Annotated in this window: 1 protein-coding gene; it reads right to left on the bottom strand. The window is 73.3% G+C overall.

What is annotated here, in order from left to right; genetic code table 11:
• Nucleotides 1–21 precede the first annotated feature (21 nt).
• Nucleotides 22–14,166: an SDR family NAD(P)-dependent oxidoreductase gene (locus tag U5640_RS39720; protein ID WP_340384074.1), complete on the bottom strand. Its 14,145-nt coding sequence runs from the start codon at nucleotides 14,164–14,166 to the stop codon at nucleotides 22–24.
• Between the last annotated feature and the right edge of the window lie 68 nt (nucleotides 14,167–14,234).

The raw sequence follows: 14,234 nt of genomic DNA, 5'->3' as shown, positions 1-14,234 counted from the left end.
GGCCTGCAGTGACGCGGGCGGTCAGGACCGGCCGAGTTCCCGGTTGATGAAGTCGAAGATCTCGTCGTCCGAGGCCGCCTCGAGGTGCTGGGAGACGGAGGCCTTGGGATCACCCTCGCCCTGATCACCCAGCTCGGTCAGCATGCTGCGCAGGCGGGCCTTCGCGAGAGTCCTGGCGCTGTTATCTGGGGAAAGCCTTGAAATCGTGGAGGCCAGCCGGTCGAGCTCGGCGGCGAGGACGGTCTCCGGGTCCGTTTCTCCGGAGCCGAACAGCTCGGCGTCGAGGAAGCCCGCCAGATGGCGGGGGGTCGGGTAGTCGAAGACGAGGGTGCTGGGGAGCTTCAGGCCGCTCTCGGCGGCGAGCCGGTTGCGCAGCTCGACGGCGGTCAGTGAGTCGACGCCGAGTTCCCTGAAGGCCTGGCCCGGTCCCACCTCGCCGGTGTCGCCGTGTCCCAGGACCTGCGCCGCCAGCCTGCGGACCAGCTCGAGCAGCGCCTGCCCTCGCTCGTCCGCGGACTGCCCGCCCAGCTTCTCCCGTAGCCCGGCGTCCCGTTCGCCCTCCTGCCCGGTGAGGGCCGTGGTCGTGGTGAGGGCGGTGTGTGCCTCGGGAAGCCCGGCCAGCAGCGCGCTGGGACGCACACTCGTGTACGCCGGAGCGAACCGCTCCCACTCCACGTCCGCCACCACCACGACCCCGTCCCCACCAGCGACGACCCGACCCAGCGCCCGCACCGCACGCTCCGGATCCAGCGCCACCAGACCCCGCCGCCGCAACGCCTCCACAGCACCCTCGTCCGCAGCCATACCCCCACCGGCCCACGGACCCCACGCCACCGACGTCCCCACCAACCCCCGCGACCGACGCGCCGCCACCAAAGCGTCCAACGCCGCATTCGCCGCCGCATACCCCGCCTGCCCCCCACTGCCCCACACACCGGCAATCGAGGAGAACACCACGAACGCATCCAACGCACGATCCCCCAGCACCGCATCCAGATGCACCGCACCGGCCACCTTGCCCGACCACACCCCGGCAAGATCCCCCACCGACACCTCACCCAACGGCACATTCACCACCGCACCCGCCGCATGCACCACCGCATCCACCGGATACACCCCCAACAACGCCTCCACCGCACCCCGATCAGCCACATCACACGCCTCCACACTCACCCGCACCCCACCCGCGGCGAGCTCCTCACGCAACTCCACCGCACCCGGAGCCTCCACACCCCGACGACTCACCAGCACCACATGCTCAGCACCCTCAGCCGCCACCCACCGCGCCACCCGCGCACCCAACGCACCCGTACCACCCGTCACCAACACCGTCCCCCGCGGACACCACACCGACTCCCCACCAACACCCCCGGCAGGAACCCGCTCAAGCCGACGCCCGAACACACCCGACGCCCGCACCGCCACCTGATCCTCATCACCCACACCCGCCAACACAGCCACCAGGGCGTTCCCGGTGGTGGCGTCGAGGTCGGCGGGCAGGTCGACCAGGCCGCCCCATCGGCCGGGTGCCTCGAGGGCGGCCACCCGGCCGAGCCCCCAGACGGCGTTCAGGACCGGGTCGACGACCGCGTCCGCGCGAGTCACGGCGACCGCGCCCCGGGTCAGCGCCCAGAGCGGAGCCGTCACCCCGGCGTCGCCCAGAGCCTGGACCAGCGCCAGCGAACCCGACACACCCAGGGGTACGCCGTCCCCGGTCTCCCCGTCCGAGGAGGCGAGCAAGGACACCACTCCTGCCACCGGCGGTACGTCCTTCAGCCGTGCGGCGAGCAGCGCGCGGTCCGCACGCGGATCGCACGTCCAGCACTCGACGTCGGCGCCCGCCGCGGCGAGGGCCTCCCGTACCGAGACGCCCCAGGGGTCCGCCTCGAAGCCGTCCGGTACGACAGCCAGCCAACGGCCCGACAGCACCGCAGCACGGGGGACACCGGTCACCGGTTCCCAGTGCACCCGGTACCGGGAGCGGTCCGCCTCGGCCTGCTCCCGGCTCTGCCGCCGCCAGGAGGTCAGCGCCGGCAGGACAGCCCCCACGACCTCCTCGCCCAGCTCCAACTCCCCTGCCAGGGCTCCCAGATCCTCCCGCTCGACCGCCTCCCAGAAACGGGCGTCGATCTCACCACCCGCACCGACGACCGGCTCCGGACGCACGACATCCGGCCAGTACCGCCGGTGCTGGAAGGCATACGTCGGCAGCTCCACCCAGCCGTCGGCGGGCAGGAGAGCGGACCAGTCCACCTCGGCGCCACCGGCGAAGACAGCCGCCACCGCGGCCACCACCGCGTCGACCTCCGCCCGGTTCCTGCGCAACACCGGCACGAAGAGCCGGTCGTCGTCGCTGACACAGTCCTGCGCCAGCGTGGCGAGCGTGCCGTCGGGCCCGAGTTCGAGAAAGCGGCGGACGTTGTCCTGTCCGTCCAGGGTGCGTACGGCGGCGGCGAAGCGCACCGTCGCACGGACGTGCTCCACCCAGTAGTCCGGCGAGGTCAGCTCCTCCGCCGTGGCAGCGGCGCCTGTGACGGTCGAGACGATCGGTGTCCGCGGCGGCTCGTACGACAGGCTCTCGGCGACGGTGCGGAAGTCGTCGAGCATCGGCTCCATCAACGGCGAATGGAAGGCATGGCTCACCCGCAGCGCCGTCACCTTGCGGCCCTGGCCACGGAAGTGACCCGCGACCTCCTCGACCGCCCCGGCAGCACCCGAAACCACCACCGCCTGCGGCCCGTTGACCGCCGCGACACCCACTCCCTCACCGAGCAGGGGCAGCACCTCGTCCTCGGACGCCTGGACCGCGACCATGGCCCCGCCGGCCGGCAGCGCCTGCATCAGCCGGCCGCGAGCAGCCACCAGACGGCACGCGTCGGCCAGGGACCACACCCCCGCCACATGCGCGGCAGCGATCTCACCGATCGAGTGACCGGCGAGAACATCGGGGTGCACACCCCAGGACTCCAGCAGCCGGAACAGCGCGACTTCCAGCGCGAACAACGCCGGCTGCGCGTACTCCGTACGGTTCAGTACGTCGGCATCATCGCCGAAGACCACGTCACGCAACGGACGCGGCAGTTCGGTGTCCAGGTAGGCGCAGGCGGCGTCGAAGGCATCCGCGAACACCGGATACTCCTCGTACAACTCACGTCCCATACCGAGGCGTTGCGAGCCCTGACCGGCGAACAGGAACGCCGTACGGCCGCCTTCGCCGACCTCGCCCGTCACCACGCCCGCAACCGACTCACCGGACGCCACCGCGCCCAGACCGGCCAGCAGCTCCGCACGATCCGCACCCCACACCACGGCCCGGTGCTCGAACACCGACCGCGACCGGACCAGAGCCGCACCGACACCCGCCACATCCAGCACACCGGAACCGGCCACGAACTCCGCCAGCCGACCGGCCTGCGCCCGCAACGCGGCCCGACTGCGCGCCGACACCACCCACGGAACAACCGACGACACCGGTCCGTCAGCAGGGATCGTCTGACGTTCTTCCGCGACGGGCTGTTCGAGCACGACATGGGCGTTGGTGCCGCTCACGCCGAAGGCGGACACGGCGGCGCGGCGCGGTCGTCCGTCCTCACCGGCCCACTCCCGCTCCTGCGTCAGCAGCTCCACCGCACCGGCCGACCAGTCCACGTGCGAGGACGGCTCGTCGACATGCAGCGTGCGCGGCAGCACGCCGTGCTGCATCGCCAGCACCATCTTGATCACACCCGCCACACCCGCGGCAGCCTGCGTGTGCCCGATGTTCGACTTCACCGAACCCAGCCACAACGGCCGCTCACGACCCTGCCCATACGTGGCAAGCAACGCCTGCGCCTCGATCGGGTCACCCAGAGCCGTACCCGTGCCGTGCGCCTCGACGGCGTCCACCTCGGCCGCATCCAGCCCACCGGCCGCCAGCGCCGCACGGATCACCCGCTGCTGCGAAGGCCCGTTCGGCGCGGTGAGTCCGTTGGAGGCACCGTCCTGGTTGACCGCACTGCCCCGCACCACCGCCAGCACCCGATGACCAAGGCGCCGCGCGTCCGACAGCCGCTCCACCACCAGCACACCGACACCCTCACCCCACCCCGTACCGTCCGCACCCTCGGCGAACGCCTTGCACCGACCGTCCACCGCAAGCCCCCGCTGCCGCGAGAACTCCACGAACGCACCCGGCGTCGACATCACCGTCACACCACCGGCCAACGCCAGATCACACTCACCCGCACGCAACGCCTGCGCCGCAAGATGCAGCGCCACCAGCGACGACGAACACGCCGTGTCCACCGTCACCGCCGGACCCTCCAGACCCAGCACGTACGACACCCGCCCCGACAGCACCGACGCCGCGTTCCCCGTGCCCACATGACCCTCGAAATCCTCACCCGAGGCCAGCAGCAGACCCGTGTAATCCTGACCGTTGGTCCCCGCGAACACCCCCGTCCGGCTGCCCCGCAGCCCACCCGGAGCGATCCCCGACCGCTCCAGCGCCTCCCACGACGTCTCCAGCAACAACCGCTGCTGCGGATCCGTCGCCAACGCCTCCCGCGGACTCATCCCGAAGAACCCCGCGTCGAACCCACCCGCAGCATCGAGGAACGCACCCACGTCCACGTAACTCGTGCCGCGGTGTTCGGCGTCGGGGTCGTACAGGGCCGTGAGGTCCCAGCCCCGGTCGGCCGGGAACGGGCCGATCGTGTCGTCGCCCTCGGACAGCAGCCGCCACAGCCCTTCGGGGTCCTGCACCCCACCCGGGAACCGGCACGCCATACCGACGATCACCACCGGGTCCTCGGCGACGACCGCACCCCCCACCGCCGGAACGACGGCCTCCGCACCGGGCGCATCGTCGCCCAGCAGTTGTTCCCGCAGGTGGCGCGCGAGCAGAACGGGCGTCGGATAGTCGAACACCAGTGTGGCGGCCAGAGGGACACCGGTCGCCATGGCGAGTGTGCCGCGGAGTTCGACCGCGGTGAGGGAGTCGACACCCAGGTCACGGAAGGCACGCTCGGCCGGCACGGCGGCCGCCCCCGCGTAACCGAGGACGCCGGCGGCGCAGAAGCGGACGACTTCGAGGAGCACGCGCTCCTGTTCCGCGGGGGTGAGCCCGATGAGCTGGTCGCGCAGGACGGAGCCGTCGCCGCGTCCGAACCGTTCGGAAGCGGCTCCGGCCTTCTCGACGGCCGCGCGTGCCTCGGGCAGCGACTCGATCAGCGGGCTGGGGCGAGTGACGGTGAAGACGGGGGCGAACTCGGCCCAGTGGATGTCCGCGACCATGACGACCGGCAGGGGTTCACCGACGGCGCGGTGCAGCGCCAGGACACCGAGGGCGGGCTGGAGGGGCAGCACGCCGCCGCGGTGCATGCGCCAGTGCACGACCTCCTCGTCGGCCATGCCGCCGTCGGCCCACGGCCCCCACACGATCGAGGTGGCGGGCAGCCCGGCCGCCCGGCGGCGCTGGGCGAGGGTGTCGAGGAAGGCGTTGGCGGAGGCGTAGTTGCCCTGGCCCGTGGTGCCGAGGGTGCCGGAGATCGACGAGAAGAGGACGAAGGCGTCGAGGTCGCGGTCACGGGTCAGTTCGTCCAGGTGCAACGCGCCCAGCGCCTTCGCACGCAACACCGTCGCGAACCGCTCCGGCGTCAACGCGTCGATCACACCGTCGTCCAGCACACCCGCCGTATGCACCACCGCATCCACCGGACACTCCGCCAACACCCCCGCCAAAGCCTCCCGGTCGGACGCATCACACGCCACCACCGACACCCGCACACCAGCAGCAGTCAGCTCCTCACGCAACTCCACCGCACCCGGAGCCTCCACACCCCGACGGCTCATCAGCACCACATGCTCGGCACCCTCAGCCGCCACCCACCGCGCCACCCGCGCACCCAACGCACCCGTACCACCCGTCACCAACACCGTCCCCCGCGGACGCCACACCGACTCCCCACCGGCAGCAGCGCCGGCGCCACGCAACCGCTCCAGACGACGCCCGAGGACGCCGGAAGGCCGCAGAGCCACCTGGTCCTCCGTGCCGCCGCCGAACAGCACGCCCAGCAGACGCGTGACGGCGCGGCGGTCCAGGACTTCGGGCAGGTCGATCAGTCCACCCCACCGATCCGGGTACTCGAACGCCGCCACCCGGCCCAGACCCCACACCGCACCCTGCACCGGATCGGCCGGACCGTCCGAACGGCCCACCGACACACCGCCACGCGTCAGCACCCACACCCGGCCGCCCACACCCGCGTCACCGACCGCCTGCACCACCATGGCCACCAGGGCGGGGCCGAGGGGCAGGCCTTCGGGGTCGGCTCCGGCGAGTCCCGCGAAGGTGAGGACGCCCGCGACCGGGTGACCCTGCGTGGCGTCACGCAGTCGGTCGGCCAGTGCGGCACGGTCGGTGGCGCCCGTGGCGACCACGGTGGTGACGCGGTCGGGGCCGCCCAGGGCTGTGCTGAGGGCGGTGACGGCCGGGTCGTCGCTGTCGGGGCCGGCCGGGAGGACCAGCAGCCACCGGGCGTCGGTGGCGTCCGGTGCGGTGGCCGGTTCGATGGTGGCGGGCTTCCACACCACCTCGTAGGAGAGGGCCTCGACGGCATTCTCCTGCTGCTGCCGCTTCCGCCAGGAGGCGAGCGCCGGGACGACCGCGCCGATGTCCTCGGGCGGGAGCCCCAGGGTCTGCGTCAGGGCGTCGACGTCCTCGCACTCGACCGCTTCCCAGAACCGGTCGTCGGCGGTGTCCGCCGCGGTCCGGGCTGCTTCCCCGGCCCCGCCCGTGGCGGCCGTGCCGTGGTCGAGCCAGTAACGCTCGTGCTGGAAGGCGTAGGTCGGCAGGTCCGCCGCCGGGGTGGTGGGGGCGGCGCCCAGCGCCGGGGACCAGTCGACGTCGACGCCGTGGGCGTGGAGCTGGGCCAGGGCGCCGTACAGACCGGCGACCTCGGGGCGGTCCTTGCGCAGCGCGGGGACGAGCAGCGAGCCGCTGCCCGTGGACGGGTCGTCGGCGAGGCAGGTGCGGGCGAGGGCGGTGAGGGTGCCGTCGGCGCCGACTTCGAGGTAGCGGGTGACGCCCTGCTCGTGCAGGCGTCGTACGTCGTCCGCGAAGCGTACGGGCTGGCGGACGTGCGCCACCCAGTATCCGGCCGCGCAGAGTTCGCCGGGGTCGGCGAGGGTGCCGGTGACGTCGGAGACGACGGGGATCTGCGGACGGTGGTAGGTGAGGCCCTCCGCGACGCTGAGGAAGTCCCGCAGCATCGGTTCCATCAGGGGCGAGTGGAAGGCGTGGCTGACCCGCAAGGGGGTGGTCCTGCGGCCGAGGGTCCGGAAGTGCGCGGCGATCTCCGCCACCCTCTCCTCGCCGCCGGAGATCACGACGGACTGCGGTCCGTTGACGGCGGCGATGCCGGCCTCGGTCTCCAGCCCGGCCAGCAGGGGCAGCACCTCCTCCTCGGAGGCCTGCAGCGCGACCATGGCGCCGCCCTCGGGCAGCGCCTGCATGAGTCGGCCACGGGCCGCGACCAGACGGCAGGCGTCGTCCAGGGACCACACTCCCGCGACGTAGGCGGCGGCCAGTTCGCCGATGGAGTGGCCGGCGAGCACGTCGGGGCGGAGACCCCACGACTCCAGCAGCCGGAAGAGCGCCACTTCGAAGGCGAAGAGGGCGGGTTGGGTGAACTCGGTGCGGTTCAGCGTCGTTTCGTCGTCGCCGAACACGATGTCCTTGAGCGAGCGCCCGAGTTCGTTGTCCAGGTGGGCGCAGGCGGCGTCGAAGGCCTCCGCGAACTCCGGGTAGGCAGCGTAGAGTTCCCGGCCCATGCCGAGCCGTTGGGAGCCCTGTCCCGCGAAGAGGAAGGCGAGGCCGCCCTCGGGGCCGGCCGTGCCGACGGCCGCGAAGGGCGAGGGCTCGCCCCGGCCGACGGCCTTCAGGGCGGTGAGGAGGTCGTCGCGGTCGGCACCGATCACGGTGGCGCGGTGCTCGAAGGCGGACCGGGAGGTGGCGAGCGCGTGGGCGACCACGGCGGGGCTCAGCTCGGGGTGGGAGTCGAGGTGCTCGGCCAGTCGGGTGGCCTGGGCGCGCAACGCCTCGTCGCTGCGGCCGGAGATCAGCCAGGGCACCGTGGCCGACGGGGGGTTCGGGGCGGGCGGGGCTTCCGGGGCCCCGGCGGGGAGCGGTTGCTCCAGGACGACATGGGCGTTGGTGCCGCTGAGCCCGAAGGCGGAGACGGCGGCGCGGCGCGGTCGTCCGTCCTCACCGGCCCACTCCCGCTCCTGCGTCAGCAACTCGACCGCACCGGCCGACCAGTCCACGTGCGAGGACGGCTCGTCGACATGCAGCGTGCGCGGCAGCACGCCGTGCTGCATCGCCAGCACCATCTTGATCACACCCGCCACACCGGCAGCGGCCTGCGTGTGCCCGATGTTCGACTTCACCGAACCCAGCCACAACGGCCGCTCACGCCCCTGCCCATACGTGGCAAGCAACGCCTGCGCCTCGATCGGGTCACCCAGAGCCGTACCCGTGCCGTGCGCCTCCACCGCGTCCACGTCCGCCGTCGACAGCCCCGCACTGGCCAGCGCCGCACGGATCACCCGCTGCTGCGAAGGCCCGTTCGGCGCCGTCAGACCGTTCGACGCACCGTCCTGGTTGACCGCACTGCCCCGCACCACCGCCAGCACCCGATGACCAAGGCGCCGCGCGTCCGACAGCCGCTCCACCAGGAGCATGCCCACGCCCTCGGACCACCCCGTACCGTCCGCGGCCTCCGCGAACGCCTTGCACCGACCGTCCTCCGCGAGCCCCCGCTGCCGCGAGAACTCCACGAACACACCCGGCGTCGACATCACCGTCACACCACCGGCCAACGCCAGATCACACTCACCCGCACGCAACGCCTGCGCCGCGAGATGCAGCGCCACCAGCGACGACGAACACGCCGTGTCGAGCGTGACGGCGGGACCCTCCAGGCCGAGCGCGTACGACACCCGGCCCGAGGCCAGGCTCGCCGCGCTGCCGGTGAGGAGATGGCCTCGGACGTCGTCCGGGACCTCGCCGGACGTGGCACCGTAGCCCTGGTGGCCGCAGCCGACGAACAGACCGGTGCGGCTCCCGCGCAGTGAGCGCGGGTCGAACCCGGCGCGTTCGACGGTCTCCCAGGAGACCTCCAGCAGCAGCCGCTGCTGGGGGTCGATGGCGACGGCCTCGCGCGGCGAGATGCCGAAGAAGGCGGCGTCGAAGGCGTCGGCGCCGGTCAGGAAGCCGCCCTCGTTGACGTAACTGGTGCCGGGGCGCAGTGAGTCGGGGTCGTACAGCGCGTCGAGGTCCCAGCCGCGGTCGGCCGGGAAGGAGCCGACGGCGTCACCGCCGCGCGTCAGGAGGTCCCACAGTTCCTCCGGCGAGGTGATGCGGCCGGGGAACCGGCAGGCCATGGCGACGATGGCGATCGGTTCGTCCTCGTCGCCGCGGCCGCCCGCCGGGAGCAGGTCGGCGCCGGGCGCCCGGTGGCCCAACTCCAGGCTGCCGTCGTCGAGTTCGTGCACCAGGTGCTCGGCGAGGGCCAGCGGGGTCGGGTGGTCGAACACCAGCGTCGTCGGCAGGGTGAGGCCGGTTGCGGTGGCCAGGAGGTTGCGCAGCTCGACGGCGGTGAGCGAGTCGAAGCCGCAGTCCTGGAAGGCGCGGGACGGCTGGATGCTCTCCGGGGTGGGGTGGCCGAGCGCGCCGGCCGCGCTGTGGCGGACCAGCTTGAGCAGCACCTGGCGGCGTTCGGCGGCACCCAGCGGGGCGAGTTCGGCGCGCAGGCCGCCGCCCTGCCCGGCCGTCGGGTCGTGGGCCGCCATGCCCTGGACGGCTTCCGGGATACGGCTCAGCAGGGCGCCGCCCGGCAGTCCCCGCCGCCCGGCGGCGATCCTCGTCCAGTCGACGTCACAGACCAGCGCCCAGGTGTCGTCATGGGCGAGGAGGCTGCCGAGGGCGGTGAGCGCCGGTTCGACCTCCATCGGGGTCAGGCCGCCGCGCCGCAGCCGGTTGAGCACCGCGGGGTCGTCGGCCATGCCGCCGCCGGACCAGGGCCCCCATGCGACGGAGAGCGCCGGGAGTCCGGCGGCGCGCCGCCGCCGGGCGAGGGCGTCGAGGTGGGCGTTGCCGGCCGCGTACCCGGCCTGTCCCGCCGAGCCGAGCGCACCGGCGATGGACGAGAACAGCACGAACGCGGTGAGGGGGGTGTCCAGCTCCCTGGTGGCCTCGTCCAGGTTGTCGGCCGCGCGCAGCTTGGCGCGCAGGACGGTGGCGTACCGCTCGGGGTCCATCGCGGTCAGGGGCGCGTCGTCGAGGGCGCCGGCGACGTGCAGCACCGAGGTCAGCGGCCGGTCGGCCGGGACGGTGGCGAGCAGCGCCCGCAGCGCCGACCGGTCGGCGGGGTCGCAGGCGGCGACGGTGACGCCGGTCCCCGTCTGTTCGAGTTCGCGGCGCAGGTCCTCGGCGCCGGGGGCCTCCGGGCCCCTGCGGCTGACGAGCAGGAGATGCTCGGCACCCTCCCGGGCGAGGTGGCGCGCCACGTGGGCACCGATGATTCCGGTGCCGCCGGTGATGAGCGTCGTTCCGGTGAACCGCGGCGCGGGAGGGGTCTCGGCGCCGTCACGGGTGACACGGGTCAGTCGTCGGGCGAAGACGGCCGCGTCGCGGACGGCGAGCTCGGTCTCGTCCCCCGGCTGCGCGACGAGCGCCACCAGGCGGGCGAGCGCCCGCGGCTCCGGGTGCTGCGGCAGGTCGAGGAGGCCGGCCCACAGATCGGAGTGTTCGACGGCCGCGGTCCGGCCGAGGCCCCAGGTGGTGGCCTGCGTCGGCCGCGTGAGCCGGTCGGCGGCGCCGACGGACACCGCGGACCGCGTGGCCGCCCACAGCCGTGCGCGGATGCCGGTCTCGGCCAGTGCCTGCACCAGCAGGGTGTTGAGGTGCAGCCCGAGCGGTACGTCGGGGTGCGCGGCGTGCGGTTCCTCGGTGAGGGCGAGCACGGACACCAGCTGGAGCGGACCGCCGTGGCCCGCGGCGGCCTCGGTGAGCGTTTCCACGAGCCGGGCGCGGTCGGTGTCGGCGGTCACCGGGAAGGGCGCGGCGTCCGCGCCGGCCGCGGTGAAGGCCTCCGCCAGGGCGTCGGCGGTCGCGGCGGCGTCCGGGTCGGCGGCGCAGAAGGGCACCAGCCAGACGCCGGCCGGGGACCCGGTGGGCGACGGAAGGGGGGTCCAGGTCTCCCGGTACTGCCAGGAGTCGGCGGTGGCACGCCGCATGCTGTCGTGGTGCCAGGAGGTGAGGGCGGGGAGCACGGGTGCCAGGACGTCCGGGTCGAGTGCCAGGCGTTCGGCGAGGTCGCGGACGTCTCCCCTGCGGACGGCGGACCAGAACGCCGAGTCGAGGGCGTGCGTGGGACGCCCCTCCTGGCCGGAGGCGGTGTCGGCCGGCCAGTACCGGACGCGCTGGAAGGCGTAGGTGGGCAGGTCGACGTGGCGTGCGTCGGGGCACAGCGCGGACCAGTCCGGGCTGTGCCCGTGCGCGTGCAGCTGGGCGACGGCGTGGAGCAGCGTCACCGCTTCCGGCCCGTCCTTGCGCAGGGCGGGTACGGCCATGTGCTGTGCCGCTTCCCCTTCCTGGCCGGGCCCGGAGGGCAGCAGCGCCAGGGCGAGGGCGGTGAGGGTGCCGTCGGGTCCGACTTCCAGGTAGCGGGTCGTACCCCGCGCGGCGAGCACACCCACGGCGTCGGCGAAACGGACCGCCTGACGGACATGCCGCACCCAGTGGTCCGCAGAGCACAGCTCCTCCGCGGACGCGAGCGCACCCGTCAGGCTGGAGACGACCGGCAGACCCGGCTCCGCATAGACGAGACCCTCGGCAACGGCACGGAACTCGTCGAGCATCGGCTCCATCAACGGCGAATGGAACGCATGGCTCACCCGCAGCGCCGTGACCTTGCGCCCCAGACCACGGAAGTGACCCGCGACCTCCTCGACCGCCCCGGCAGCACCCGAAACCACCACCGCCTGCGGCCCGTTGACCGCCGCGAGACCCACCTCCTCACCGAGCAGAGGCAGCACCTCCTCCTCGGACGCCCGGACCGCGACCATCGCACCACCGGCCGGCAGCGCCTGCATCAGCCGACCACGCGCCACCACCAGACGGCACGCATCGGCCAGCGACCACACCCCCGCCACATACGCCGCCGCGATCTCACCGATCGAATGACCCGCGAGCACATCGGGCCGCACACCCCACGACTCCAGCAGCCGGAACAGCGCCACCTCCAGAGCGAACAACGCCGGCTGCGCGAACTCCGTACGGTTCAGACGCTCGGCGTCCGCACCGAACACCACCTCCCGCAGATCAAAGGGAAGTTCCGCGTCCACCGCGTCGAAGGCCTCGGCGAAGACCGGGTACTCGTCATAGAGTTCCCGCCCCATGCCGAGCCGTTGGGAGCCCTGCCCCGCGAACAGGAACGCCGTGCGCCCGCGCAGGGCGCTGCCCCGCACCACCCGGGCGTCCGTCTCACCGGCCGCCAACGCGGCCAGGCCCGAGCGCAGTTCGTCGAGCCCGGAGGCGACGACCACCGCACGGTCCTCGAACACCGACCGCGTCACGGCCAGCGACCGGCCCACATCGGCGGCGGAACCCTGCGGCGCCCCGTCCAGGAGCTTCGCCGCCTGAGCCCGCAGCGCCTCCTCGCCGCGCGCCGAGACCGGCCACAGCACCACCCCGCCACCGCTGCCGGCGGGCGCGGCGGCCTCCTGAGCGCCCTCGGTCTCCTCGGCCTCCTCGGCCTCCTCCAGCACCACGTGCGCGTTGGTGCCCGAGATGCCGAAGGAGGACACACCGGCGCGGCGCGGACGGTCCTGGGTCCGGGGCCAGTCGCGTGGCTGGTCCAGGAGGCGCACGTCACCCGCCGACCAGTCGACGTGGGTGGACGGCGTGTCGGCGTGCAGGGTGCGCGGCAGCAGGCCGTGGCGCAGCGCCAGCACCATCTTCATGACTCCCGCGACGCCGGCCGCGGCCTGGGTGTGTCCGATGTTGGACTTCACCGACCCGAGCCACAGGGGCTGTTCGCGGTCCTGCCCGTAGGTGGCGAGCAGGGCCTGGGCCTCGATCGGGTCACCCAGCGTGGTGCCCGTGCCGTGCGCCTCCACCGCGTCCACGTCCGCCGTCGACAGCCCGGCGCTCGCCAGGGCCGCGCGGATCACCCGCTGCTGCGACGGACCGTTCGGCGCCGTGAGACCGTTCGACGCTCCGTCCTGGTTGACCGCGCTGCCCCGGAGGACGGCCAGCACGCGGTGACCGTTGCGCCGTGCGTCGGACAGCCGTTCCAGCAGCAGCAGGCCCGCGCCCTCGCCCCAGCCGGTGCCGTCCGCGGCGTCCGCGAAGGGCTTGCAGCGGCCGTCGCCCGCCATGCCGCCCTGGCGGCTGAACTCGACGAAGGCGCCGGGGGTGGACATGACGGCGACACCGCCCGCCAGGGCCAGGGAGCACTCCCCGGCCCGCAGGGCGTGCGCCGCGAGGTGCAGGGCGACCAGGGCGGAGGAGCAGGCCGTGTCCACCGTGATGGCGGGGCCCTCCAGGCCCAGGGTGTAGGCGACCCGTCCGGAGACGACGCTGCCGGTGTTGCCGGTGAGGATGTGGCCCGCGACGCCGTCGGGGACGTCGCGCAGGACGGAGCCGTACTCCTGGTTGCTGGCGCCGACGAAGACACCGGTGCTGCTGCCGCGCAGGGCGGCCGGGGCGATGCCCGCGCGTTCCACCGTCTCCCAGGCGACCTCCAGAAGCAGGCGCTGCTGGGGGTCCATGGCGAGGGCCTCACGCGGTGAGATGCCGAAGAAGTCGGCGTCGAAGCGGTCGGCGTCGTGGACGAAGCCGCCCTGGGCGGTGGCGCTGCCGCCGTCGGTGCCCTCGGAGCCGGACAGCGCGTCGAGGTCCCAGCCGCGGTCGGTGGGGAAGCCCGTCATGGCGTCCGTGCCGTCCGCGAGGAGCCGCCAGAAGTCCTCGGGGGTGTCGGCTCCGCCCGGCCAGCGGCAGGCCATGGCGACGATGGCGACCGGCTCGGTCATCGCCTCCTGCAACCGCTGGTTGTGCTTGCGCAGCCGTTCGTTCTCCCGGAGCGAGGCACGGAGGGCTTCGACGACTTTTTCGGAGGACATGCTCAGCTCAGCTCCACACTTCGCGCTTCGATGAAGACAGGGGTCCAGTCGGGGCTGGAGGGATCGGG

Origin of the sequence: Streptomyces sp. SS7, assembly GCF_037993025.1 — a bacterium.
Classification (GTDB): Bacteria; Actinomycetota; Actinomycetes; order Streptomycetales; family Streptomycetaceae; genus Streptomyces.
The sequence above is the reverse complement of the archived record's forward strand: the minus strand, read 5'-3'. Positions and strand labels throughout refer to the sequence as shown.

What these genes read in the sequence shown, in the direction of transcription:
- U5640_RS39720 (WP_340384074.1), bottom strand. Translation starts at nt 14,166, where the DNA reads ATGTCCTCCGAAAAAGTCGTCGAAGCCCTCCGTGCCTCGCTCCGGGAG.